General features: G+C 69.9%; 25 protein-coding genes. 13 read left to right on the plus strand and 12 right to left on the minus strand.

What is annotated here, in order from left to right; translation table 11 throughout:
* Positions 1-63: 63 nt before the first annotated feature.
* From ACSSVZ_RS21640 to arsC, 5 genes are all read left to right on the plus strand, one after another.
* A complete protein-coding gene (locus tag ACSSVZ_RS21640) occupies positions 64-1,020 on the plus strand; it encodes a hypothetical protein (protein WP_453972839.1) in 957 nt (318 codons plus the stop codon).
* A 228-nt stretch (positions 1,021-1,248) separates the two neighbouring features.
* Positions 1,249-2,289: a magnesium transporter gene (locus tag ACSSVZ_RS21645; RefSeq protein ID WP_453972841.1), complete on the plus strand. Its 1,041-nt coding sequence runs from the start codon at positions 1,249-1,251 to the stop codon at positions 2,287-2,289.
* Between the two features lie 108 nt (positions 2,290-2,397).
* Entirely contained in the window at positions 2,398-3,261 is an 864-nt protein-coding gene (locus ACSSVZ_RS21650; protein WP_453972843.1) for a metalloregulator ArsR/SmtB family transcription factor, read from the plus strand.
* Positions 3,262-3,287: 26 nt separating this feature from the next.
* The gene (arsB, locus tag ACSSVZ_RS21655) at positions 3,288-4,370 is read left to right on the plus strand and encodes an ACR3 family arsenite efflux transporter (protein ID WP_453972844.1); all 1,083 of its coding nucleotides are present in this window, start codon (positions 3,288-3,290) and stop codon (positions 4,368-4,370) included.
* 151 nt (positions 4,371-4,521) lie between these two features.
* Positions 4,522-4,926: an arsenate reductase (glutaredoxin) gene (arsC, locus tag ACSSVZ_RS21660; protein WP_453972900.1), complete on the plus strand. Its 405-nt coding sequence runs from the start codon at positions 4,522-4,524 to the stop codon at positions 4,924-4,926.
* Between the two features lie 111 nt (positions 4,927-5,037).
* Here arsC and ACSSVZ_RS21665 read toward each other — a convergent pair whose 3' ends face one another.
* The 3 genes from ACSSVZ_RS21665 to ACSSVZ_RS21675 form a co-directional block, all read right to left on the minus strand.
* Positions 5,038-6,279, minus strand: coding sequence for an MFS transporter (locus ACSSVZ_RS21665; protein WP_453972845.1), 1,242 nt, complete (start codon positions 6,277-6,279; stop codon positions 5,038-5,040).
* Positions 6,276-7,730 (minus strand): FAD-dependent oxidoreductase, encoded by a 1,455-nt coding sequence (locus ACSSVZ_RS21670; protein WP_453972847.1) that lies wholly within the window; start codon positions 7,728-7,730, stop codon positions 6,276-6,278. The genes ACSSVZ_RS21665 and ACSSVZ_RS21670 overlap by 4 nt, the downstream gene beginning before the upstream one ends.
* 62 nt (positions 7,731-7,792) lie before the next feature.
* Positions 7,793-8,119: an ArsR/SmtB family transcription factor gene (locus tag ACSSVZ_RS21675; RefSeq protein WP_453972849.1), complete on the minus strand. Its 327-nt coding sequence runs from the start codon at positions 8,117-8,119 to the stop codon at positions 7,793-7,795.
* A 184-nt stretch (positions 8,120-8,303) separates the two neighbouring features.
* On the opposite strand from ACSSVZ_RS21675, the gene ACSSVZ_RS21680 reads away from it, so the two are divergent.
* Positions 8,304-8,951 (plus strand): NADPH-dependent FMN reductase, encoded by a 648-nt coding sequence (locus tag ACSSVZ_RS21680; protein WP_453972850.1) that lies wholly within the window; start codon positions 8,304-8,306, stop codon positions 8,949-8,951.
* A 91-nt stretch (positions 8,952-9,042) separates the two neighbouring features.
* Here ACSSVZ_RS21680 and arsH read toward each other — a convergent pair whose 3' ends face one another.
* From arsH to ACSSVZ_RS21700, 4 genes are all read right to left on the minus strand, one after another.
* Positions 9,043-9,777, minus strand: a complete 735-nt coding sequence (gene arsH / locus ACSSVZ_RS21685) for an arsenical resistance protein ArsH (protein WP_453972851.1) — start codon at positions 9,775-9,777, stop codon at positions 9,043-9,045.
* Between the two features lie 84 nt (positions 9,778-9,861).
* Positions 9,862-10,200, minus strand: coding sequence for an ArsR/SmtB family transcription factor (locus tag ACSSVZ_RS21690; RefSeq protein ID WP_453972852.1), 339 nt, complete (start codon positions 10,198-10,200; stop codon positions 9,862-9,864).
* A gap of 86 nt (positions 10,201-10,286) precedes the next feature.
* The gene (locus tag ACSSVZ_RS21695; RefSeq protein ID WP_453972853.1) at positions 10,287-11,222 is read right to left on the minus strand and encodes a polysaccharide deacetylase family protein; all 936 of its coding nucleotides are present in this window, start codon (positions 11,220-11,222) and stop codon (positions 10,287-10,289) included.
* An 81-nt stretch (positions 11,223-11,303) separates the two neighbouring features.
* Positions 11,304-12,440: an FAD-dependent monooxygenase gene (locus tag ACSSVZ_RS21700; RefSeq protein ID WP_453972854.1), complete on the minus strand. Its 1,137-nt coding sequence runs from the start codon at positions 12,438-12,440 to the stop codon at positions 11,304-11,306.
* A gap of 566 nt (positions 12,441-13,006) precedes the next feature.
* Here ACSSVZ_RS21700 and ACSSVZ_RS21705 point away from each other — a divergent pair.
* From ACSSVZ_RS21705 to ACSSVZ_RS21725, 5 genes are all read left to right on the plus strand, one after another.
* The gene (locus ACSSVZ_RS21705) at positions 13,007-13,972 is read left to right on the plus strand and encodes an ABC transporter substrate-binding protein (RefSeq protein WP_453972855.1); all 966 of its coding nucleotides are present in this window, start codon (positions 13,007-13,009) and stop codon (positions 13,970-13,972) included.
* Between the two features lie 95 nt (positions 13,973-14,067).
* Entirely contained in the window at positions 14,068-14,838 is a 771-nt protein-coding gene (locus tag ACSSVZ_RS21710; protein WP_453972856.1) for an ABC transporter ATP-binding protein, read from the plus strand.
* Complete coding sequence (locus tag ACSSVZ_RS21715; protein ID WP_453972857.1) at positions 14,835-15,590, plus strand: ABC transporter permease; 756 nt, start codon at positions 14,835-14,837, stop codon at positions 15,588-15,590. Before ACSSVZ_RS21710 ends, ACSSVZ_RS21715 begins: the two co-directional genes overlap by 4 nt.
* Before the next feature lie 52 nt (positions 15,591-15,642).
* Positions 15,643-16,278 carry a MarR family winged helix-turn-helix transcriptional regulator gene (locus ACSSVZ_RS21720; RefSeq protein ID WP_453972858.1) on the plus strand — a complete coding sequence of 212 codons (636 nt, stop codon included), beginning with the start codon at positions 15,643-15,645 and terminating at the stop codon, positions 16,276-16,278.
* A 61-nt stretch (positions 16,279-16,339) separates the two neighbouring features.
* On the plus strand, positions 16,340-17,500 hold the full coding sequence (locus ACSSVZ_RS21725) for a M20 aminoacylase family protein (RefSeq protein ID WP_453972901.1): 1,161 nt from the start codon (positions 16,340-16,342) through the stop codon (positions 17,498-17,500).
* A gap of 137 nt (positions 17,501-17,637) precedes the next feature.
* Here ACSSVZ_RS21725 and ACSSVZ_RS21730 read toward each other — a convergent pair whose 3' ends face one another.
* The 3 genes from ACSSVZ_RS21730 to ACSSVZ_RS21740 form a co-directional block, all read right to left on the minus strand.
* Complete coding sequence (locus tag ACSSVZ_RS21730) at positions 17,638-18,900, minus strand: DUF5996 family protein (RefSeq protein ID WP_453972859.1); 1,263 nt, start codon at positions 18,898-18,900, stop codon at positions 17,638-17,640.
* A gap of 95 nt (positions 18,901-18,995) precedes the next feature.
* Positions 18,996-19,931: a pirin family protein gene (locus tag ACSSVZ_RS21735; protein ID WP_453972860.1), complete on the minus strand. Its 936-nt coding sequence runs from the start codon at positions 19,929-19,931 to the stop codon at positions 18,996-18,998.
* Between the two features lie 228 nt (positions 19,932-20,159).
* Positions 20,160-21,053, minus strand: coding sequence for a LysR family transcriptional regulator (locus ACSSVZ_RS21740; RefSeq protein WP_453972902.1), 894 nt, complete (start codon positions 21,051-21,053; stop codon positions 20,160-20,162).
* Positions 21,054-21,205: 152 nt separating this feature from the next.
* Here ACSSVZ_RS21740 and ACSSVZ_RS21745 point away from each other — a divergent pair, with 152 nt between their 5' ends.
* On the plus strand, positions 21,206-21,859 hold the full coding sequence (locus tag ACSSVZ_RS21745; protein ID WP_453972861.1) for a hydrolase: 654 nt from the start codon (positions 21,206-21,208) through the stop codon (positions 21,857-21,859).
* Positions 21,860-22,036: 177 nt separating this feature from the next.
* Here ACSSVZ_RS21745 and ACSSVZ_RS21750 read toward each other — a convergent pair whose 3' ends face one another.
* Both ACSSVZ_RS21750 and ACSSVZ_RS21755 read right to left on the minus strand, forming a co-directional pair.
* Positions 22,037-22,162: a hypothetical protein gene (locus ACSSVZ_RS21750; RefSeq protein WP_453972863.1), complete on the minus strand. Its 126-nt coding sequence runs from the start codon at positions 22,160-22,162 to the stop codon at positions 22,037-22,039.
* Positions 22,163-22,173: 11 nt separating this feature from the next.
* On the minus strand, positions 22,174-22,419 hold the full coding sequence (locus ACSSVZ_RS21755; RefSeq protein WP_453972864.1) for a hypothetical protein: 246 nt from the start codon (positions 22,417-22,419) through the stop codon (positions 22,174-22,176).
* A gap of 277 nt (positions 22,420-22,696) precedes the next feature.
* Here ACSSVZ_RS21755 and kdpF point away from each other — a divergent pair, with 277 nt between their 5' ends.
* Positions 22,697-22,786, plus strand: a complete 90-nt coding sequence (gene kdpF / locus ACSSVZ_RS21760) for a K(+)-transporting ATPase subunit F (protein ID WP_453972865.1) — start codon at positions 22,697-22,699, stop codon at positions 22,784-22,786.
* The last annotated feature ends 2 nt before the right edge of the window (positions 22,787-22,788 follow it).

A 22,788-nucleotide genomic window follows, 5' to 3' on the forward strand; every position in this document is an offset into this window, starting at 1 on the left:
GAAAAGGCGCTATCTGAGCGTTCCGCGCGGCGCACAGGATGCCGGCGCAGCGATCAGGACAGCATGACCCCGCAACCCGGCGCCCCCGCACCGTCTTCGCCCGCGCCGGCCGGGCTCTACCATCTCTGCGGGTTCACCGTCCGCTCCGAGCTGGCGCTGCCCGAGCTGCGGCCGCTGGACGCCGGCGCGCTGCCGGCCGGCACCGACCCCGATCTCGACATCCGCTTCGACCACGTGCCGGAACACCTCGAGGGAGCCGATCACGCCGTCGGCCGGTTCGAGACCCGCGGCGGCGAAGCGATCCTGATCAAGCCCGACGACATCGGCCGGTTCCTGCTCACCGCCCCCGGCACGGTCCGGATCGACCCCCGGCAGCCCGCCGTCGAACAGGACCTGCGGGCGATCCTGTTCGGATCGGTGCTCGGCGCGTTCATCCAGATGCGCGGCCTGCTGCCGCTGCACGCCAGCGCCATGCGCTTCGGCGACGGCGTGGTCGCGTTCACCGGCGTCTCCGGCGCGGGCAAGTCGACGATGGCGGCGTTCCTGTCCGAGCGGGGCCACCAGACGCTCGCCGACGACGTCTGCGTCGTCGATCCCGGCGCCGCCGGAGCGATGGTGCGGCCCGCCATCGCGCGGCTCAAGCTCTGGGGCGCCAGCATGGACGCCCTCGGCAAGCCGCGCCTGGACGCCCACCGGGACACCTTGCGCTGGGAGAAATACCATCTGCGCCAGCAGCCGGAGGTGACCGCGCGGCCGCTGCGCGCCATCGTCGCCCTGGCGACGACGCCGGGGCCGGCGCCGTCCCTGCAGCCGCTCGCCGGGGCCGAGGCGATCACCACCGTGCTTCGCAACGCGTTCCGCCCGGAGTTCGCCCGGTGCCTCGGCCTGACGCCGCGCATCTTCCGCCTCGCCGCAGCGACGGCGGCGACGGTCCCCGTGTTCCGTCTCGACCGCCCGTGGGATCTCGACCGCATCGATCCCGTCGTCGACCTGGTGCAGGCGACATGGGGCCGCGCCTGAGCGGACACGCGGGCCGGAGCGCGGCGTCAAGTTTTTGTCATCCGATGCGGCGAGGGTGGCACCGTGCTCCATGGCGTGCCCGTCCGGCCCATCCGGCGCCGGGACCGCCGCCCCCGCTTAGCCGCTCAACCCCCGTCACCACGCCGGCCCACCCCAACCCCGTTCCGCCGATCCCGGCCGCCCTTCCGTCGCGGCCCCGAGGCGCCACCGACCTCGAAAGGAAGACCGATGGCTGCACCTGCCGAACCGCTGGGAGCTGCGACCGCGGAGCCGGTCGCGGCGATCATGAGCCGGGAGGTGGCGCTGCTGCCGGACGGCCTCACCTGCGCGCAGGCCGTCGCCAGCCTTGCCGCGCAGACCGGCGCCGGCACCATCTACCAGGCGTGCGTGACGGCCGCGGACGGCGGCCTGGCCGGGCTGGTGTCGCTGCGCCGGTGCCTCGTCGAACCGGGCGAGACGCCGCTGGCCGACGTGCTGGTGCGGCCGCCGATGACCCTGCGCGAGGCGGACGACGCCCGCGTGTCGGCGCACCGGCTTCTGGAGGCGGGCATGGAAAGCGCCCCGGTGCTCGACGACGCCGGCCGCGTCACCGGCCTGGTGACGGCCGAAGCCGCCCAGCGCTTCCTGCTGGAGGAGTTCGAGGAGAACAGCGACAGCTTCGCCGGCCTCGTCGGCGAGCCGAAGGACGACTATTTCGACCACAGCGTCTGGTCGGACTACCGGCGCCGGGCGCCCTGGGTGCTCGGCCTCGCCGTGGCCGGGCTGGCCGCCGGCTACGTGGTGCACATCTACGAGGATGCGCTGAGCGCGCTGGTCATCCTGGCGCTCTACATGCCGATGGTCGCCGACACCGGCGGCAACGTCGGCACGCAGTCGGCGAGCCTGATCACCCGCGCCATGTCGGTCGGCGACGTGGGCCTGCGCGACACCGCCCGGATCCTCTGGCGCGAGACCCGCGTGGCGCTGATGATGGCGGCCACCCTGTTCGCGTTCGCGTTCCTGAAGGTCTACCTGATCTCCAACTCCGCCGACGTGCCCGGCGGCCTGACCATCGAGGCGATCGGCTTCGCCATCGCGGTGGCGCTGGCGATGCAGGTGATCACCGCCACGCTGATCGGCGCGGCGCTGCCGCTGGCTGCCGTGCTCGTCCGCCAGGACCCGGCCGTGGTCTCCGGTCCGGCGCTGACCACCATCGTCGACCTGACCGGCCTCATCCTCTACTTCACCGTCACCACCTGGCTGCTGGGCTTCCCGTTCGCCACGCCGTGAGGCGGACGACGGGACGGCGCCCCCGGCGAGGGGCATCCTCCGGGGACGGCGCGGTGGCGATCGGCCCTTTACAGCGGCTTTCATTTCGATTATCCATGAACTATGGAAATGAAAGCGGCCATCTCCAAGTTCGGGGCGCTGGCGCACGATACGCGTCTGTCGGTTTTCCGGCTCCTCGTCGCCGAGGGACCGGACGGGTTGCCCGCGGGCGACATCGCCCGGCGGATGAGCACCGCGGCCAACACGATGTCGAGCCACCTCGCCATCCTGGAGCGCAGCGGGCTCGTCGTGAGCGAACGACAGGGACGGTCGATCGTCTACCGGGCGGATCTCGAGGGTGCACGGGATCTTCTCGTCTATCTCATGCAGGACTGCTGCCACGGCAATCCGCAGGTGTGCGCACCCGTCGTGGACTTTATCGAGAGCGCCCGCCCGTGCGGCGGGCCGGGAGACCCTGCGATGACCACCACCCCAAAGAACGTGCTGTTTCTGTGCACCGGCAATTCCGCCCGCTCGATCATGGCGGAGGCGATCCTGAACCGGGACGGCGCCGGACGCTTCCGCGCCTATTCCGCCGGCAGCCACCCCAAAGGCGCGGTCCACCCCTACGCGATCGAGCTCCTGCAGCGGCTCAACTTCCAGACAGAGGACCTGCGCTCCAAGGACTGGTCGGAGTTCGCCGAACCGGGGGCGCCGGCGATGGACTTCGTCTTCACCGTCTGCGACCAGGCGGCGGCCGAAAGCTGCCCGGTCTGGCCCGGCCAGCCGATGACGGCCCACTGGGGCCTGCCGGATCCGGCCGCCGCCGAAGGCAACGAGGCGGAGAAGCGGTTCGCCTTCGCCGACACGTTCCGGATGCTCAACTCCCGCATCTCCATCTTCCTCAACCTGCCGATGTCGTCGCTCGATGCGCTCTCGCTGCAGCGCCAGCTCGACGAAATCGGCAAGAAGCCCCTTCCCGAAGAAGCCTGATCCTCCCGTCCGGTCGAGAGAATGACATGACCACACAGTCCGCAGCACTGGCCGACCCGCCCGCGGGCGGCATCGGCTTCTTCGAGAAGTGGCTGTCGGTGTGGGTGGCGCTGTGCATCCTCGCCGGCCTGGTTCTCGGCAACCTGCTGCCCGGCGTGTTCGGGGCGCTGGCCGGGCTGGAATACGCGTCGGTCAATTTCCCGGTCGCGATCCTGATCTGGGCGATGGTCTACCCGATGATGGTGGCGGTCGACTTCGCCAGCCTGCGCCACATCGGCGACCGGCCGAAGGGGCTGGTGCTCACGCTGGTGGTGAACTGGCTGATCAAGCCGTTCACCATGGCCGCCCTCGGCGTCCTGTTCTTCGAGGTCGTGTTCGCGCGGTGGATCGATCCGGCCAGCGCACAGGAATACATCGCCGGACTGATCCTGCTCGGCGCGGCGCCCTGCACCGCGATGGTCTTCGTGTGGTCGCAGATGACCCGGGGCGATCCGGCCTACACCCTCGTCCAGGTGTCGGTGAACGACATCATCATGGTGTTCGCCTTCGCCCCGATCGTGGCGCTGCTGCTCGGCGTCACCGAGATCTCGGTGCCGTGGGAGACGCTGATCCTCTCGGTCGTCCTCTACATCGTCATCCCGCTGGCCGCCGGGGCGGCGACGCGGCGCTGGCTGACCTCCCACGCCCGCCGCGGCGAGAACGCCGAGGCCGCCGTCGGGCGCTTCACCGCCGCCCTGAAGCCGGTCTCGGTGATCGGGCTGCTCGCCACCGTGGTGCTGCTGTTCGGCTTCCAGGGGCACGTGATCGTCGCGCAACCGATCCTGATCGTGATGATCGCGGTGCCGCTCCTGATCCAGTCCTACGGGATCTTCGCGCTGACCTATGCCGCGGCCTGGGCCTGGCGGGTGCCGTTCAACGTGGCCGCCCCGTGCGCGATGATCGGCACCTCGAACTTCTTCGAGCTGGCCGTTGCGGTGGCGATCGGGCTGTTCGGGCTCGGCTCCGGCGCGGCCCTCGCGACCGTGGTGGGCGTGCTCGTCGAGGTGCCGGTGATGCTGTCGCTGGTGGCCTTCGCGAATGCCACCCAGCGCCACTTTCCGAAGGCGTGAGCGGAGCCGGAGCGGGACGAGGACGGCTGGATACCGGCTGTCCGCGCGCCTGCCGCTCCCGGACATGAGGGGCGATCAGGTCCCTGCAGGCGGGTCGCCCGGACCCGACGTCCCGATGATCGACGTCCTGATGATCAAGGAGAGACAGACCGTGGCCATCACGATCTACCACAACCCCGACTGCGGCACCTCGCGCAACGTCCTGGCGATGATCCGCCAGTCCGGCGAGGAGCCGGAGGTGATCGAGTACCTGAAGACGCCGCCGTCGCGCGAGGTGCTGGTCGACCTGATCGACCGGATGGGGATGCCCGTGCGCGACCTCTTGCGCCGCAAGGGCACGCCCTACGACGCGCTCGGCCTCGACGGCCCGGAATGGACCGACGACGCGCTGATCGACCTGATGCTTGCCCACCCGATCCTGATCAACCGGCCGATCGTCGTGACCCAGAAGGGCGTGAAGCTCTGCCGTCCGTCGGAGACGGTCCTCGACATCCTGCCGAACCCGGACATCGGCGCGTTTGCCAAAGAGGACGGCGAGGTGGTGCGGCGCGCCTGACCGCCTGCCGCCGGAGGCTTCCGGGCGACGGGGGGACCGCTGCGCCGCCCGCACGCGCGACACCACGGTTGCTCGGAACCGGCCGGCCTTGCCGCGGCAGGCGGAGCGGCGCTACCGCGCCTCCGCCGACGCGCCGCTCCGCAGCACGATCCACAGCACGCCGACGCCGGCGACGTTGCAGGCGGCCATCGCCCCGAGCACCGACAGGGTGGTCGAAGCTCCGAACGCCTGCATGAGAAGCGCCCCGATGGAGGGCGAGACCGCCTGGGCGACGAGGCTGGGGGTTGCGAGGCGTCCCATCAGCACGGCGTAGCCGGAGGCCCCGAAGACCGTCAGCGGGAGCGTTCCGCGGGCGATCGACCAGATGCCGTTTCCGGCACCGTAGGCGATCAGGGCGACGGCGGGCACGGCCGGGGCGAGCACCAGCACGACGAGGCCTGCCGCGACCAGCAGCGACGCGGCGAAGAGGGTCCAGATCGGGTGATGGCGCGTGCCGGCGAGGCGCTCGACGATCCGCGCCCCGACCTGGGAGGGGCCGACGAGCGCGCCGAGCCCGACGGCCGCCGCCAGCGTCAGCCCGTTCGCCTGCAGGATCGTGATGATGTGGACCGAGTACATCGCCGCGATCATGCTGCCCGACGTCAGAATGGCGGCCAGGAGCGCGAAGACGGCGAACCGCCGGCCCGTGAGCCCGGTGCCGCCCTCGGAGGGCAGCCGGCCGTCGGTCCGCCTCGGCACCTCCCGCCGCGGCTCGCGCGGCTCGCGCGGCACGGCGAACAGGTGGAGCGGCAGCACCAGGCACAGATGGATGAGCGCATAGGCGAGGCAGGTGCCGCGCCAGCCGACGCTTTCCACCAGGAAGGCCGACAGCGGCCAGCAGACCGTGCTGGCGAACCCGCCCCACAGGGTCAGGCTCGAGATCGCCGTCCGCGCCGTCTCGCCATAGAGCCGGCCGAGCGTCGAGAAGGCGGCGTCGTAGAGGCCGCCGCCCATCGCGAGCCCCAGCACCAGCCAGCCCGCCATGTAGACCGCGAGGTTGGGGGCGATCGCGAGCAGGGCGAGACCCGCCGCCATCAGCAGGGAGCTCGTCGCCAGGACCGGCCGGCCGCCGTAGGTCTGAATGGCCCGCCCGACGCGGATCGCGACGAGCCCGGAGACGAGAAGGCCCAGCGACAGGCCACCGGTCACCCACGCGTAGGACCAGCCCGTCGCCTCGGAGATCGGATACCCCAGCACGGCTGGCAGATAGTAGGACGAGCCCCAGGCGATGATCTGCCCGATGCCGAGGGCGGACAGGACGCGGTAGCGCCGGGCCGATGGCTGCCCGCTGTGGCCGGCAGCGGCGTCCGTCATGCCGGCACGTTGCCGCAGGAAGCGGGCGCGGGCTCCGGTCCGGTCCGGCCGCTGCTGCCGCAGCCGCATCCCTCGCCGCCCGCCTCCTTCGCCTCGGCGTCCGCGCGGCAGCAGGCGTCGATGCCGGCTGGTGCCGCGCCGCCGCAGCATTCGGGGGCCGCCGTTCCCGCCTGCAGCGGTCGAACGACGGGTCCGGCGCTGCAGACGCCGGTTTCCGGGAGCACGAGCCGGACCTCCCGGGCGGCCACCGCGTCGCCGGCGATCTCGGCCACGATGGAGCGGACCTGCTCGTATCCGGTCGCCATCAGGAAGGTCGGCGCGCGTCCGTAGGACTTGGAGCCGGCGATGTAGAAGCCGGTCTCCGGATGGGCGAGCTCGACGACGCCGTGCGGCCGTACGGTGCCGCAGGAGTGAAGGTTCGGGTCGATCAGGGGACTGAGCGCCGGCGGTGCCTCGACGGCCGGATCCAGCTCGACGCGCAGTTCCCGCACCATGTCGAGCCCGGGACGGAAGCCGGTGGCGACGACGATCCGGTCGACCGCAAGGTCGATCGCCTCGCCGCCACGCAGGCCGCGAACGATGACGCCGCCGCCCTCCCGTTCCACCGCTTGCGCCGCGAAGCCCGCCAGCAGATCGAGATGCCCGGCGGAAATCGCTTCCGTTGCGGCGATCCCGAGCGCGCCGCGCTTGGGCAACCGGTCGTTCAGGCCGCCGCCGAGGAGCTTGTCGACGGTGTCGGTGCGGATCGCCCACGTGACCCGCGTCGCCGGATGCGCATGCCCGAGCGCGATGAGATCGAGCACCGCGTGAATGGCGGAGTGACCACTGCCGACCACGAGAACGTGGCGATCCCGGTAGCGCATCCGGTCGGCTCCGAGGATGTCGGGAATGCCGTAGGCGACCACGTCCCCTGCCCCGGTCTCGCCGGGCACGCAGAGGCCGTCGGCGCCCATCGGGTTCGGCTGATCCCATGTGCCGGAGGCGTCGATCACCGCCGCAGCCAGGGCGCGTCGCTCCCTGCCCGCACGGTCCTGCCAGCGGATTTCGAACGGTCGCTCCTCCCGCCCGGCCGACCGCATCTTGTCGAAACCGGCCCGCGTGATCGCCGTCACCCGCGCCTCCAGCACGAGATGCGGTGCGATCGCCGGATGGGCCTCCAGCGGCTGGAGGTAAGCGCGGACGAGGTCGGCGCCGGTCGGCAGGGCGCGGGGATCCGGCTCGATCCATCCGGTCCTCCGAAGCAGGGCGCGCGCGGCCGCGTCGATGTTGAGCTCCCACGGCGTGAAGACGCGCACGTGCCCCCAGGCGCGCAGCGAACTTGCCACGGCCGGCCCCTTCTCCAGAACGAGCGGGGTGAGCCCTTGCTCCACCAGGCGCGCCGCGGCCGCCAGCCCCACGGGGCCGGCGCCGATCACGGCAACCGGATGGCCCACGCTTGTCGCCTTCGGCATCTGACGGCTCCTCATGTTCGCGTGCTTTCGAGAGTGTGGACTTGCGGCTCCCGGAAGGACCCTCAGCGCTTGGCTGCCTCACGCTCCGCGACGGGCGTGCCGACGGCGTCCGCACAGCATTCGTCCGCCAGATAGCCGATCAGCGCGTTCATGGCGGGGTAGTGCGCCCGGCAGATCAGGGTGGTGCCCTGCCGCTCCTGGGTCACCAGCCCCGTTGCGATCAGGCGCTTCAGGTGATGCGACAGGGTCGAAAGGGCGACGCCCATGCACTCCTGCAGCCGCCCGACCGGCAGCCCGGCGGACCCCGCCCGGACGAGGGCCCTGTAGATCCCGAGACGGGTCCGGTTCCCCAGCGCCTCAAGCTGTCGTGATGCTATTTCGATATCCATGGAAATATATGGCTGCCGGCGCACCGCCGAGTCAAGATCTATTTCGAGATTTGTCGAAATAGCTGCGGGCTGGGCGGCGAGCGGCTTGAGCCGGCCGCCTTCGCGGACTGTCCGGAGCGTCTTCTGCTAGGCTTCAAACATGAAGATCCACGCCCGGCATGCAGAAGCGAGAGGAAAGCCCCAGATGCTCAGGATATTGGTCTTCCTCGGCACGGTGCGCGACAGCACGCCCCCACGGCCGGCGCGGCTGGGGCTCCGGGTGGCGCGGGCATGCACCGCGAGGCTTGCCCAGGGCGGTCACGACGCCAGCCTCATTGACCCGATGTCGGTCGATCTCGGACGCACGTTCAAGCCGCACTTCGCCTACGCGAACGGTCGCGCCCCCGCCGACCTGGAGGACCTGGCGAAGGCCATCGCCGCCGCCGACGGCTACGTGATGGTGAGCCCGGAATACAACCATGCGATGAGCCCGGCGCTCGCCGACCTTTTGAACCACTTCGGCAGCTCGCTGTGGTCCTACAAGCCGAGCCTGATCGCCACCTATTCCGCGGGCCAATGGGGCGGCGCCCGGGCGGCGGTGAACATGCGCACCTTTCTGAGCGAACTCGGCTGCCTCCCGGTGTCGGCCATGATCCACGTGCCGAAAGCCCAGGAGGTGTTCGACGAGGATGGCACCTTCGCGGACGGCATCGATGCCGAGCGATGGTCTGGCTATCTCGATCGCGGCATGCGGCAGCTCGCCTGGTGGGCGGAAGCTGCCCGGCAGCACCGGAGCGTGGCCGACGTCGAGGCGGCATTCCTGCGCGATCCGTCCCAGCGGAACGCCCCCTGAGCGCCCGGCCGACCGGCCGGCGGGTCCGGCAGACTTCCCGGGCGCGCCGCCTTCCTGCAGGGCCGGTCTCCGCGCCGCTGGTCGCCGCCGTTCAGAGCGAGCGCTGGTTGACCCGTCGTGACAGGGCTTCGGGGCTCTCCACGCGTTCGGAATAGCGGTCGGTCAGATAGGCCGACCGGCCGCGTGTCAGGATGGTGAACTTCATCAGTTCCTCCATCACGTCGACGATGCGGTTGTAGTAGGGCGAGGGCCGCATCCGGCCGGCGTCGTCGAACTCGTTGAACGCCTTGGCGACCGACGACTGGTTCGGAACCGTCACCATGCGCATCCAGCGGCCGAGGACGCGCATCTGGTTGAGGGCATTGAAGCTCTGCGAGCCGCCGCAGACCTGCATCAGCGCCAGCGTCTTGCCCTGGGTCGGGCGGACGCCGCCGAGCGAGAGGGGCAGCCAGTCGATCTGCGCCTTCATGACGGCGCTCATGGCGCCGTGCCGTTCCGGCGAGGACCAGACCATCCCCTCCGACCACATGGCGAGTTCGCGCAGTTCCTTGACCTTCGGATGCTCCGCGCCTTCGGCGTCGGGGAGCGGCAGCCCCCTCGGGTCGAAACTGCGGGTTTCGGCGCCGTACCAGCGCAGCAGCCGGCCGGCCTCCTCCGCCGCGAAGCGGGAGAAGGAGCGCTCGCGCAACGATCCGTGCAGCAGCAGGATGCGCGGCGGATGCGGCGGCGCGTCGGCGCCGGCCAGCGCCGCGACGTCGATCGGCTCGAGGCACGCCGGATCGACGTTCGGCAGATCGACGGCCGTGGAGATGGCCTCGTCAGCCATGGTGGGCCTCCCATGTCGCGGCCGGGCAGGAACGGGGCGCGCGATCCGTTCGGGCGGGTGCTGCGGGACCGGGGCGATCGGCGCTCATGCGCGGATCCGCTGCGCGGTGCCCATGGCCGAGGGGGAGCAGGCCGCGGCATTGCCCTGGCAGCAATTGCGGGTGAGGTAGTCGATGAGGGCGTTCATGGCAGCGAAGTTCGCGCTGTAGACCAGCGAGCGGCCGTCGCGGCGAACCGCGACAAGCCCGGCGTGCTTCAGTTCCTTCAGGTGAAAGGACAGCGTCGCGGAGGGGAGCCCGAGGGCTTCGCCGATCCGGCCGACGGTCTGCCCTTCCATCCCGGCATTGACGAGAAGGCGGAAGACCGCGAGCCGGGTCTCCTGGGCAAGCGCGGACAGCGCCGTGACGGCATCGTTTGAAACCATATCTCCATAAATATGGAAATATGGAAATTGTCAATCGCGGCGGCTCCTCCCGGGTGCCGGGGAGCTGCGCGCGCGGGCCGGCTGTCTCAGCCCGGTTCCGACGGCGGCGGAAACGTCGCGCGCCAGTGGCGGGCGATGTCGATGCCGCGGCAGAACCAGACGCCGTCGAAGCCGCGCATGTGCTCCAGGAGACGGATGAGGCCGACGGCGCGGCCCGGGCGGCCGATGAGCCGGTCGTGGAGGCCGATGGACAGCAGCTTGGGCGCGCCCTGCTCGCCCTCGCGGTAGAGCAGGTCGAAGGCGTCGCGCATGTAGTGGAAGAAGTCGTCAGCGGTCGAGAAGCCGCTGTTCTCGTTGAAGCGGTTGTCGTTGGTCTCGTAGGAGTACGGGATGACCAGATGCGGGCCGCCCGGCATGCGGACCCAGTAGGGCAGCTCGTCGGCGAGCGAATCCCGGTCGTAGAGGAAGCCGCCCTCCTCCGCCACGAGCCGCCGCGTGTTGGGGCCGGGCCGTCCGGTCATCCAGCCGAGCGGCCGTTCGCCGAGGAGACGCGTCAGGCCTTCGACGGCCAGCCGGACGTGCTCCCGCTCGACATCCTCCGGCACCTCCACGTAGTCGATCCAGCGGTAGCCGTGGCTGACCACCTCGTGGCCGTCGCGGACGAAGGCGCGGGCGAGCTCCGGGTTCTGCTCCAGCGCGCGGACGACCCCGAGCACGCTGATCCTGATGTCATGGGCGCGGAAGATCTCCAGCACGCGCCAGACGCCGCGTCGCGCGCCGTATTCGAACAGCGACTCCACCAGCGGCACCCGCTTGCCGGTCTTGGTCTCCACGCCGATGTCGTTGAGCATCCCTTCCGAGACCGGATCGCCGTTGGCGAGGCTTGCCTCGCCGCCCCCCTCGACGTTGAGGTTGAAGTTGACCGCGATGCGGGCGCCGCCCGGCCAGGCGGGATCCGGCAGCGTTTCGCCGTAGCCGACGAGGTCGCGTTCGATCATGGGATCAGGGGGCAGAAGGGGCATCGCAGTCGGCCTCGGAGCTTGGTCGCTTGAACGGACGCCGCGTCCCGTCGGTCGGACATGCCCGCCCGATCGGGACGCGCTCTATGCGGTGACGGGCTGGGCGAGTTCGGCGGTGCACGGGTCGTAGCAGAAGAACCAGTCGACCTCCGTCGGGCCGTGCATCCAGGTGTTCTCGATCGAGATGCGCTGCACCTCGCCGACCCGCGGGATGCGGGTCGCCGCGTAGACGGCGAACGCGGTCTGCGGGTCGTCGAACCGGGTGAGACAGCGGGTGAGGATGGCCGCGTCCTCGATGGCCATCGCGCCGCCGGCCGCCATGTACGGCCGCATGGCGTGGCAGGCGTCGCCCAGCAGCACGATCCGCCCGTCGCTCCAGCGGTCGTTGCGGGGGCGATCGCAGATCGGCCAGACGGTGACGTTGGAGGCCTTCTCGATGACGCGGACGAGGTCGGAGTGAAAGTGGCCGAAGGTGTCGAGAAAATCCTGCCGGCTGCCGTCGACGACCCCCTGCTCGAGGTCCCACGCGGGCGCGGGCGTCGCGCCCATGACGTAGACCTCGTCGCGCCGCTTCGTCATGTAGTAGGTCAGAATGTGCCGGTCGGGGCCCCACCATTTGGTGCAGTCGCGGATCGCCAGGCCGTCCATCTGCGCGCTCGGGAACACCGCCCGCGGCGCGATGCGCCCGGTGTAGCGCGGCGGCTCGACACCGAACAGCGCCTCGCGGACCCGCGAGTCGATGCCGTCGGCGCCGATGACGATGTCGGCCTCGGCCGTCGCGCCGTTGCCGAAGCGCAGAAGGAGCGCCTCGCCGCGGGTCTCGATGCCGGCCAGCTGGTGGCCGAACAGCAGCGTGCCGGGGCGCAGCGGCTCCTGCAGCAGATCGTGCAGGTCGGCGCGGTGCACGTTCAGATAGGGCGCCCCGTAGCGACGCTCGGAGGCCGCATCGAACTCGATCTCGTAGGTCGTCTCGCCGGTCTCCCAGTGACGGCTGACATAGGCGTCCGGCTTGATCCCGCGGGCGACGAGGCCCGGCTCGAGGCCAAGCCGCTGCAGCACCTTCACCGGATTGGCGCTGAGAATGATCCCGGCGCCGATGCGCGAGAAGCTCTCCGCCTGCTCGTAGACCGTGACGGCGTGGCCCTGCCGCTGGAGCAGGCCGGCCGCGGTGAGCCCGCCAAGCCCGCCGCCCACCACTGCGATTCTGGTTCCGAGATCCATTGCGCGACCTTCTGAATGCGGAGACGTGCGCGGCGGCCGCAGCGACGGCAGACCGCTGCGCCCGGGCCGCGAAAGCGCTTCCCCGCGAAGTGGAACGGGTCGCCGTCCGCGACCGCGGCGAGACAGCGGGCCGGTCTGGGATGCCGCGGACTGCCGAACGGACCGAGCGGTCCGCGCGCACCGTCGAACCAAGTCGTTCGATAGCGAATGAATAACGGTATTCAGGCCGGCTTCACCCTGTCAAGCGAGGCCCCGCCAAATTGCAGCCATGTCGGTCTGCACAAGGGGATATGCTTGCATTTTGGCCAGAATGCCGATCGATTGAGCAGTCCGCGGCGCCCATCTGCCTATCATTTGCGTCGCCCTCGCGTTGACCCCCAAGCGGCGTGCCCCTACGCTTATTTCATTCGATAGCGAACGATATCAGCGGACTTCGCCAGGAAGATCCGGCGGCAGGGGGACAGGCGCTTCACGAGGTCGTCGCGCCGCGCGTTGCAGTCCGCCATGGCGCACCCACGCATCGACCTTCTTCCCAGGAACAGCGCCTTCAGCAGTCGAGGTAGACCATGAAAATCCTGAGGTATGCCGCCCTTGCCGGGCTGATCGTCGGCACCGCCGCCTCGGCGGCACAGGCCGAGGACGTGAACTTCATCACCGACTTCGGCTTCAACGGCCGCCATGCCTACTACTACGTCGCGCTCGACAAGGGATACTACAAGGACGAAGGCCTCGACGTGAGCATCCTGCGCGGCCAGGGCTCGGCCGACGCCATCAAGAAGGTCGCCGCCGGGGCCGCCCAGATCGGGTTCGCCGACGCCGGATCGCTGATCCTCGCTCGCGGCAACGACGGCGTTCCGGTGAAGCTGGTCTCCATCGTCTACGCCTCGCCGCCGCAGGCGCTCTACGCGCTCGCCGACAGCGGCATCACCGGTCCGAAGGACCTCGAGGGCAAGACCGTCGCCGACACCGCCTCGAGCTCGATCCGGCTGCTCTTCCCGGCCTACGCCAAGGCGGCAGGCATCGACCCCGACAAGGTCGAGTGGGTGGCCGCGGAGAGCGGGTCGCTGCCGTCGCTGCTCTCCAACGGCCGGGTCGACGCCATCGGCCAGTTCATCGTCGGCGAGCCGCTGCTCGCCGCCACCGCCGCGCCGAAGAAGCTCACCCGCCTCGCCTACAAGGATGCCGGCCTCGACTACTACGGCAACGGCATCATCGCGACCGAAGAGACGATCGAGACCAACCCCGAGATGGTGAAGGCCTTCGTGCGCGCCACCATCAAGGGCATGGAGGATTCGTTCGCCGATCCGGACGAGGCCGCGGAGATCCTCGCCAAGTACCAGAAGCAGATCGCGCCGGAGGTCGGCAAGGGCGAGACGGAGGCCGTCGCCGAACTCGCGCAGGTGCCCGGCCAGAAGCTCGGCGAGATCGATCCGGCCCGGGTCGCGAGCACGGTGGAGGTGATCTCGGAGAACTTCCAGCTCAACAATCCGGTCGAGGCGAAGGACGTCTACGCCCCGGGCTTCGTCGAGTGATCTGCGCTCCGTCCAGCAACGCGGGCCCCGTCCCGCCTGTCGCCCCGGCATCCGGCCGGGGCGCTTCTCCGGCAGGCCAAGGCAGCTGCGCGGCGATGATCGACCTCAAGGGCGTCACCAAGACCTTCGGCGGCGACCGTCAGGCCGTGCACGCGCTCGGCCCGATCGACCTGGCGATCGAGACGAGCAGCTTCGTCTCGGTGGTCGGCCCGTCGGGCTGCGGCAAGTCCACCCTGCTGCGCCTGATCGCCGGCCTGGATGCCCCGAGCTCGGGCACCATGACCCGCGGCGGAGCGCCGCTTGACGGGCCTTCGCGCGACGTCGGCATCGTGTTCCAGGACCACGTGCTGTTTCCGTGGGCGAGCGTGCTGGAGAACGTGCTCCTGCCGGCGGACGTCTTCGGGATGGCCAAGGATGAGGCGCGCGAACGGGCATTCCGGCTCCTGGAACTCACCGGCCTCAAGGAGTTCGCCCATCACAAGCCGCAGATGCTCTCCGGCGGCATGAAGCAGCGCGCCGCGTTCTGCCGGGCGATGCTGTCCGATCCGCAGCTGCTGCTTCTCGACGAGCCGTTCGGCGCGCTCGACGCGCTGACGCGCGAAGAGCTGTCGCTGGAGCTCTCCCGCCTCTGGCAGGAGCTGTCGCGCACCGCCCTGCTGATCACCCACGACATCGGCGAAGCGATCCTGCTCGGCGACCGGGTGATCGTCATGTCGGCGCGCCCGGGCGTGATCCGCGCCGACATCGAGGTGGACCTGCCGCGGCCGCGCACCATCGAAACCGAAAACCACCCGCGCTTTCAGGAGATCATGCGCACCGTCAGAGCCATGTTCTTCGGGGCAGACCGGGGACAGGCGCGGCTGTGAGCACGTTTTCCCGCGTCGCCGACCGGGCGACCACCCCCATCGTCTACGTCCTGCTGCTCGTCGTCTGGGAGGTCGGCGTGCGGGCCTTCGCGGTGCCCACCTGGATCCTGCCCGCGCCCACCGAAATCTGGGAAGCGGCCGTCCTCTGGGCGCCCGAGCTCTTCTTCAACAGCATCGTGACGCTCCGGGAGACGGTGGTGGGCTTCGCCCTTGCCCTCGTCCTCTCGGTGCCGCTGGCGATGATCCTCGCGTTCAGCGCGCGGGCCCGCCGGGTGATCTACCCGATCGTCCTGGCGCTGCAATCCGTGCCGAAGGTGGCGATCGCCCCGCTGGTCACGCTGTGGTTCGGCATCAACGAATGGCCGAAGATCGTCATCGTGGTGCTCGTCTGCTTCTTCCCGATCCTGGTGAACGTGGTGGCGGGGCTGGAATCCGCGCCCAGGGGCATGCTCGATCTCATGCGTTCGCTGCGCGCCTCGGAGGTGATGATCTTCCGCCGGCTGCGGATGCCCTACGCGCTCCCGCATCTCTTCACCGGCTGCAAGGTGGCGATCACCTTCGCCATCATCGGCGCCGTCATCGGCGAGTTCGTCGCAGCCCAGGAGGGCCTCGGCTATCTCATCCTGATGTCGACGTCGCAGTCGCAGACGCCGCTCGCCTTTGCGGCGATCATTGTGCTCACCTTGATGGGTGTCGTGCTATTCGGCGCCATCGAGGCGGCGCAGCGCAGGGTCGTCGGCTGGACGACGTGAGCGACGGCCGGACGGGCGCGCGACGGCGTCGAAGCGAACGAGGGGAACCGTGATGCCAGCTGAGGACCGCCCGGTTCGAAACGGAAACGGGACGCCGGCGGCAGCCGAGGGGCCGGCCCGCCGGCCGCGCCGACGATCGGCGGAGACCCGCGCCGCACGCGAGCAGGTCGACGAGATCTTCCGCCAGTGGCAGACGGAGCGGCCGGACATCGATCCCACCCCCGTCCGCATCTACGGGCTGATCGGCCAGATCCACCTGCAGGCGACGGCGTTCATCGACGACGTGCTGGCCCCGTACGGGCTGGTGCGCGGCACCTACGACGTGTTGACGGCGCTCAGGCGCGCCGGCGCGCCCTACTGCCTCACGCCGAAGGTGCTGTCCCGTCATCTGCTGCTCAGCGGCGCCGGATTGACGAGCCGGCTGAACAAGCTGGAGGATCTCCATCTGGTCGCCCGCCTGCCCGAGCCGTCGGACCGGCGCACCGTGCGGATCCAGCTCACCGCCGCCGGCGAAGACGTCATCAACGAGGTCATCCCGGTGGTCTTCGCGGCCCAGGCCGCGCGGCTCGAACCGCTGGGTGACGACGGACGGCAGCGGCTGCTGGAGCGGCTGAACGAGCTGGCCGACGCCATTGCGCTGCTTGGCTCCAGGCAGACCGGTGCCGCGCCCGCGCCGGACGCCGATTGAGACGACGGACGCCGCCATGCTGCGCTTCCCGCAGCGCGGCCACGACGACAAGGATACGGACATGACCGTCATTTCCCGGATCTCCGACTTCACCGACGAGCTCGTCGACATCCGCCGCGACCTGCACGCGCATCCCGAGATCGGTTTCGAGGAGACCCGCACCTCGGCGGTCGTGGTCGAGCGCCTGCAGGCGTGGGGCATCGAGGTTCACCCGGGCATCGGCGGCACGGGGGTGGTGGGGGTGCTGCAAGGTCGCCATGCCGGCAATCGGCGCGTCGGCCTGCGCGCCGACATGGATGCGCTGCCGATGGACGAACAGACCAACCTGCCGTTCCGCTCCACGAACCCCGGCCGCTTCCACGGCTGCGGCCATGACGGCCACACCACCATGCTGCTGGGCGCCGCGCGCTATCTTGCGGAGACACGGGACTTCGCCGGCACCGCCGTCTTCATCTTCCAGCCGGCCGAGGAAGGCCTCGGCGGCGCCCGCGCGATGATTGCCGACGGGCTGTTCGAGCGGTTTCCCTGTGACGAGATCTACGGCCTGCACAACGCGCCCGACCTGCCGCCGGGCAAGGTCTCGGTGTTTCCCGGCAAGGCCATGGCCGGTGCGTTCTTCTTCGACATCCGGATCCGGGCACGCGGCAGCCATGCGGCGCGGCCCCAGGATGCGAAGGACCCGGTGATCGTCGCGACCGCCCTCGCCCAGAGCCTGCAGAGCATCGTCAGCCGCAACGTCGATCCGCTGGCGGCCGCGGTTCTGTCGATCACGAAGATCATCGCCGGGACGGCCTACAACATCATCCCCGAGGAAGCCCTGCTTGCCGGCACGATCCGCTTCTTCGACGACGGCGTCGGCGCGCTTGTCCGCAGCCGTCTGGAGCGCATGTGCGCGGGCTTCGCGCAGAGCTTCGACGTCACGATCGAGGTGGACGTGCGGGACGTGTTCACGGTGCTGGAAAACCACCCCGACGAGACCGGCGCGCTGGCCGAGGCCGTCGGCGACGTGGTCGGAAAGGAGGGCGTCGACACCACGCCCCGGCCGTTCATGGGCAGCGAGGACTTCGCCGACATGTTGCGCGTCGTGCCCGGGGCCTATTGCTGGGTCGGCCACGCGGGCGACATCCCGCTGCACAATCCGGGGTTCCTTCTCGACGACGGTATCCTGCCGGTCGGCGCCTCGATCCTGGCCCGCATCCTCGAACGACGGCTCGCTGGCTAGCGCCCTTCCCGATCGGGCGGGCTCACCCGATCGGGTCGAAACGGCTTGAGAACCAACCCCCGCCGTGCACGGCGCCGGCAACGGCCTGAGGGACGCCCGGCGGCGCGGCGATGGAGCCGACCGCGGGGTCTGTAGGGTCACCGCCCGGCCGGCCGGCGCAGCACGTCTTGCCATTCCGGATGGCGGTCGATCTGCGCTTTGGCGAACGGACAGAGCGGAATGACGGCGACTCCTTCGCTCCGGGCATCCTCGACCGCCTGGCGCACCAGCCGCTCGCCGACCTTGCGGCCACGCAAGGCCGCGGGAACGGCTGTGTGGTCGATGATGATCAGCGCCGCGCCGGCCCGGCTGTAGGTCATCTCGGCTTCGACGCCATCGACGACCACCCGGTAGCGCCCCTTCGATGCGCCATCCTCCCGTTCGACCTCCCGGTCGGCCGCCAGCGGCGCGACCCTCGGCAGTTCGGCGTCCGGAGGCCGCACCCGACGCGGCTGCCCCTGCGCGCATTCCAGCAGATCGCGGTCCCACCCGCCGAGATCGGCGGCCGCCGCGTAGGTCGAGACGAGGAAGGCCATCAGGGTCTCGTCGGGGTCGGCCGCCGACTGCACGGCATCGTAGGGCAGCACGAACTCCGACAGGCCGTCATGCCAGAAGGCGGCGTCGGGCTGGACCGAGGCCCCCCGGAAACCGTTCGGCGCCGGATAGGCGTAGGCATAGAAGCAGGGGTAGTCGATGCCGCCGCCGCCCGGCCAGAAGCCCGCCGACGAGACCTCGCGGTCGTAGGCCTCCTGCGCCACGTCGTCCGGCAATGCCGGGATGCCGCCGGGATGGAGAGGGGCGCGCCGTCCCGAGAAGCGGGTGACGGCCAGATCGAAGCTGCCCCAGAAGAGGTGGACAGGGCTGGACTTGCCGAGAAAGGAAGTGCGGAACCTCTTGAAGACGCTGTCGACCGCGATCAAAGCCTGATGGAAATCGTGCACGGCGTCGCGGTCGTAGGGCCGTTCGCGATGATCCTCGCTGAACGGAACCGGGTCCGGCACCTCGTTCGGCCTGCCGTCGAAGGTCGGCGTGCCGCCGAGGTCGGAGATCAGCCGGACGAAGCTGGCGTGGAACGCCGCGACCGTCGACGGTCCGAGCGCAAACGACGCCCGCCGCCCCGCGCCGCAGGTGCCCACGACCATGTGGTTTCGAAGGTCGAACAGGATCTCGATGCCGGGGCCGTCCGGGATCGGCGACGATGCCAGGCCGTTCGGGGTGACATAGAAGGTCGCATTCCAGGAGTGGTTGAGCCACGGGGAATGCGCCAGCCTGTACTTGCCGGCGATCTGCAAATAGAGATGCAGGGCGGAGCACGTCTCGCGCCAGCCGAGATAGGTGAGGTGGGGCCACTTGTCGCTCATTGGCAGTCTCCGTTCCGCACTCGCTCGATCCGCGATGCCGCTCGCATCGTACTGAACCGCCCGGCGCGTGCGAGCGGTGTTCCAACGGCCGCCCGTCAGTCCGGCAGCGGGATGTGCTCGTCCCGGTCATCGGCCGGAAGATCGAAGCGTCCCTTGCCCCAGTCCTGCGCCCGCCAGGCGGCCTTGGCTTCTTCAATGCGCTCCCTGGAGGAAGCGACGAAGTTCCACCAGAGATAGCGTGGCCCGGCGAGCGTTGCCCCGCCCAGGATCATCAGCCGGGCGCCCCTGGCGCCCGCCGCGATGGTGATCCGGTCGCCGGGGCGGAAGACCATCATCCGGCCTGCCTCGAAGTCCTGGCCGGCGACCGAGATCGAGCCTTCGACGATGTAGATGCCCCGGTCCTCGTGATCGTCCGGCATGGGCAGCCGGTGCCCGGCTTCGAGCCTCACGTCGGCGTAGAACGTCTCGGAGTACATCGTCGCCGGGGCCGCCGCGCCATAAGCGTGCCCGAGGATCAGCCGGACCGAGACGCCGCGATCCTCGATCACCGGCATCGCCTCCCTGCCGTGATGCTCGAACAGCGGCGCCATGTCCTCATGGCTGTCGGGCAGAGCCAGCCAGGTCTGGATGCCGAACAGGCTGTTCGGACCGCTTCTGGCGGCCGCCGTCGTGCGCTCCGAATGGGTGACGCCGCGCCCGGCGACCATCCAGTTCAGCTCGCCGGGACGGATGACCTGGTCGGCGCCGGTGCTGTCCCGGTGATGGAAATCGCCGCGAAAGAGGTAGGTAACGGTGCCGAGACCGGTGTGCGGGTGCGGCCGCACATCGACGCCCTGCCCGGTCAGCATCTCGGCCGGGCCGGCCTGATCGAAGAAGATGAACGGCCCGACCATCTGGCGGTTCGGCGCCGGCAGGGCGCGCCGAACCTCGAAGCCGCCAAGGTCGCGGCTCCGCGGCACGATGAGGGTCTCGATCGCATCGACGCCCACCTCGTCGGGGCTGCCCGGTTCAAGTCCTGGGTTCCAACTCATGATGCCTGGCTCTTCCTCGGGCTTGCGCACGGCTCCGCCCCCGCCGGGGCGAAGGCGGATGCCGCGTTGACGTGCCCAACCTGGCGAGCGGGCGTCTCCGCCACTAGCCCCGCGATCCGCGAAGCCGTGTCGCGCAAACGGGAACGCTCCGGCCGCCCCGCAGGGGCCGGGGGCGGCCGAGCGGCCGTCGCGCCCCATTGCCCGGCCGAGCACCGCGCCACCGGAATTCTACCGGTCGAGGCCCCAGACGTCCGGGTTCTGCTGGAAATGCTCGATCAGCATCTCGGTCAGGATCCGGACCTTGCGCGCCGGATGCTGACTGGGCGGGCGAACGACATAGACACCGGCCGACGGGGGTGGATAGCGCGTCATGATCGGAACGAGGGCTCCGGAAACCAGATGGTCATGGGTCAGGCAATCGGGGAGCCAGGCAATGCCCAGTCCCGCTGCCGCAGCAACCGTCAGGGCGATGCCGTTGTCGGCCTTGAAGCGCCCCTGCGGCTGAACCGTCACGACCTTGCCGTCGTCCATGAACTGCCAGGTTTCGGTCCCCTGCATCAGGGCCTCATGGGCCGCGATCTCCGCCGGCGTCTCGGGCGAACCGTAGGCTTTGATGTAGTCCGGGCTTGCGACCAGCTGCCCCCTGCTCGGTCCGACACGCCGCGCGATCAGGTTGGAATCGGCAAGGAGCCCGACGCGGATCCCACAATCGAACCCTTCGGCGATGAGATCGACGAAGCGATCGCTGTAGGCGCTGTGGATCTGCAGCTGCGGGTGGCGGCGCGCCATGCTCGCGAGCACCGGAGCGAAGTGCGTTGGGCCGAAGGACAGCGGCAGGGCAACGCGCAGGCGGCCGCGGAGGTCTCCGGTCGGGAGGATCGTTTCCTTCGCCGCGTCGATCTCGGCGCCGGCCCGGGCCGCATGATCTCGAAACGTGACCCCCGCTTCCGTGAGAGCGGCGCCCCGGGTCGTTCGCGCCAGAAGCTGGACGCCGAGTTCCCGTTCAAGCCGGAGGAGCCGCCGGCTGACGATCGACTTGGAGACGCTGAGCCTGCGCGCGGCGGCTGAGACGCCCCCTGTATCGGCCACGGCCACGAAGGTCTGCAGGTCTTCGATGTCCAAGTCGGCGTTCCCCGTTTCGCGACACAGAATACTGCGGCCCGGCGCTATCGCGCCGGCGCAAGGAGCGGCAGGTAGAGGCGAGAAACCGGCTCCACCGAGCATGTCGTCCGCAAACCCGGATACCGCCCACACCGGCAGGAAAGTGCAGAGCAATGACCCTTCGCAACGGCCTCACGTCGCTTCTTCGTCCCGAAGACTCCGTCCTGGTTCTGATCGACCACCAACCGTACCAGCTCACGAACCTGAATAGCCACGACCCGCACATGGTGGTCAACAACGTGACGGCCCTGGCGAAGGTCGCCAAGGCCTTTGGCGTCCCCACCATCCTGTCGAGCGTGATCGCCGATCGGGGGGGCCGCATCTTTTCCCAGATCACCGACGTGTTCCCTGGCCAGGAGGTGATCGACCGGACGTTCATCAACACCTGGGAGGACCAGAAGGTGGTGGATGCGGTCAAGGCGACGGGCCGCAAGCAGCTGATCATCGCGGGCCTGTGGACCGAGATCTGCGTCGCCATGCCGACCATCCAGGCACTCGGCGAAGGCTGGGATGTGACGGTGGTGACGGATGCGTCCGGCGGCACGTCGATCGAGGCGCACGAGGTCGCGATCCAACGCATGATCGGGGCCGGCGCGAACATGATGACCTGGCTCGCGGTGGCGTCGGAATGGCAGCGCGACTGGGCCCGGCTCGAGCACGCCGGCGAACTGACCGACATCCTCCTGCAGCATGCGGCCGGCAGCGGCATCGCCTACCTCTGGGAGCAGCAGCTTCTCCACACGCCGGTGCCCGGCACCGCAGGATGATCCGGGCGGGGATGCGGCAGGTCTCCGGCCACGCATCGCGACGAAGCCGAACGGGGCGGCTTTCCGGGCTGGTCCCCCCTCGAGAGACGGGCTCTCGGGAGGGGACGACCATCAAGCCGCCCCGACTGCTGGATGCGGCGGGGACCTGAGTGCGCTCCGGCTCCGCCGGGCCGGCCCTTACTGGGCCGCGAGATACGTGTCGGCGGAGGCGCCCATGCGCTCCTTCCACTCGGCGACGGCCTGTTCGGCCGCAGCACGGAGAGCCGCCATCGTCGGCTCCGGAACCTCCTGGACGACGGCCACGTCGTGCGCCTTCAGCGTGGCGAGGTTCGTCTCGATGCGCGCGGAGAGGGCCTGCCAGGTCCGCTCGTTGGCCTCGGCGGCGGCTTTCTCAGCAGCTTCTGGCCGTTGTCGGCCAGCACCTTGCGATAGTCGCCTTCCGCGCGCCCGTAGAGGGCGCGGGCGGCCTCGATGTCCGGCGCCACGAACGGCAGCGTCGACAGCTGGAACAGCGGATCGATGCCGCGCCAGAAACTCACCAGCGTGTCGGCGATCGGCACGGCCCCGCTCGAGACGGAGTCGAACGGTGGCCCGCGGCGAGCTCGGGAGTGGGTCTCTGCTGCGCGCAGGGCGGGTCCGTCCCCGATCTTTACGCCCCGTTTATCCGCACCCACCGCATCACGAATGGCCCGTTTACGGGCCTCGATGGCATCTGATGGGCTCCATCCAACCGTTGGAGCACCCGATGCTGGACCTTGCCTACATCGCGATCACGATCGGCTTCTTCGCTGCCTGCGCCCTGTCGGTGCGGCTGATCGAGCGGCTGTGAGGCCGGCCATGACGATCGACCTCGTCCTGGGCGCCCTGACCGCGCTCGGCCTCTTCGTCTATCTCGGCTACGCGCTCCTGCGCCCCGAGCGGTTCTGAGG

The organism is Amorphus sp. MBR-141, from assembly GCF_053628695.1.

What these genes read in the sequence shown, in the direction of transcription:
- ACSSVZ_RS21640 (WP_453972839.1), top strand. Translation starts at nt 64, where the DNA reads ATGACCCCGCAACCCGGCGCCCCCGCACCGTCTTCGCCCGCGCCGGCC.
- ACSSVZ_RS21645 (WP_453972841.1), top strand. Translation starts at nt 1,249, where the DNA reads ATGGCTGCACCTGCCGAACCGCTGGGAGCTGCGACCGCGGAGCCGGTC.
- ACSSVZ_RS21650 (WP_453972843.1), top strand. Translation starts at nt 2,398, where the DNA reads ATGAAAGCGGCCATCTCCAAGTTCGGGGCGCTGGCGCACGATACGCGT.
- arsB (WP_453972844.1), top strand. Translation starts at nt 3,288, where the DNA reads ATGACCACACAGTCCGCAGCACTGGCCGACCCGCCCGCGGGCGGCATC.
- ACSSVZ_RS21665 (WP_453972845.1), bottom strand. Translation starts at nt 6,279, where the DNA reads ATGACGGACGCCGCTGCCGGCCACAGCGGGCAGCCATCGGCCCGGCGC.
- ACSSVZ_RS21670 (WP_453972847.1), bottom strand. Translation starts at nt 7,730, where the DNA reads ATGCCGAAGGCGACAAGCGTGGGCCATCCGGTTGCCGTGATCGGCGCC.
- ACSSVZ_RS21675 (WP_453972849.1), bottom strand. Translation starts at nt 8,119, where the DNA reads ATGGATATCGAAATAGCATCACGACAGCTTGAGGCGCTGGGGAACCGG.
- ACSSVZ_RS21680 (WP_453972850.1), top strand. Translation starts at nt 8,304, where the DNA reads ATGCTCAGGATATTGGTCTTCCTCGGCACGGTGCGCGACAGCACGCCC.
- arsH (WP_453972851.1), bottom strand. Translation starts at nt 9,777, where the DNA reads ATGGCTGACGAGGCCATCTCCACGGCCGTCGATCTGCCGAACGTCGAT.
- ACSSVZ_RS21690 (WP_453972852.1), bottom strand. Translation starts at nt 10,200, where the DNA reads ATGGTTTCAAACGATGCCGTCACGGCGCTGTCCGCGCTTGCCCAGGAG.
- ACSSVZ_RS21695 (WP_453972853.1), bottom strand. Translation starts at nt 11,222, where the DNA reads ATGCCCCTTCTGCCCCCTGATCCCATGATCGAACGCGACCTCGTCGGC.
- ACSSVZ_RS21700 (WP_453972854.1), bottom strand. Translation starts at nt 12,440, where the DNA reads ATGGATCTCGGAACCAGAATCGCAGTGGTGGGCGGCGGGCTTGGCGGG.
- ACSSVZ_RS21705 (WP_453972855.1), top strand. Translation starts at nt 13,007, where the DNA reads ATGAAAATCCTGAGGTATGCCGCCCTTGCCGGGCTGATCGTCGGCACC.
- ACSSVZ_RS21710 (WP_453972856.1), top strand. Translation starts at nt 14,068, where the DNA reads ATGATCGACCTCAAGGGCGTCACCAAGACCTTCGGCGGCGACCGTCAG.
- ACSSVZ_RS21720 (WP_453972858.1), top strand. Translation starts at nt 15,643, where the DNA reads ATGCCAGCTGAGGACCGCCCGGTTCGAAACGGAAACGGGACGCCGGCG.
- ACSSVZ_RS21725 (WP_453972901.1), top strand. Translation starts at nt 16,340, where the DNA reads ATGACCGTCATTTCCCGGATCTCCGACTTCACCGACGAGCTCGTCGAC.
- ACSSVZ_RS21730 (WP_453972859.1), bottom strand. Translation starts at nt 18,900, where the DNA reads ATGAGCGACAAGTGGCCCCACCTCACCTATCTCGGCTGGCGCGAGACG.
- ACSSVZ_RS21735 (WP_453972860.1), bottom strand. Translation starts at nt 19,931, where the DNA reads ATGAGTTGGAACCCAGGACTTGAACCGGGCAGCCCCGACGAGGTGGGC.
- ACSSVZ_RS21745 (WP_453972861.1), top strand. Translation starts at nt 21,206, where the DNA reads ATGACCCTTCGCAACGGCCTCACGTCGCTTCTTCGTCCCGAAGACTCC.
- kdpF (WP_453972865.1), top strand. Translation starts at nt 22,697, where the DNA reads ATGACGATCGACCTCGTCCTGGGCGCCCTGACCGCGCTCGGCCTCTTC.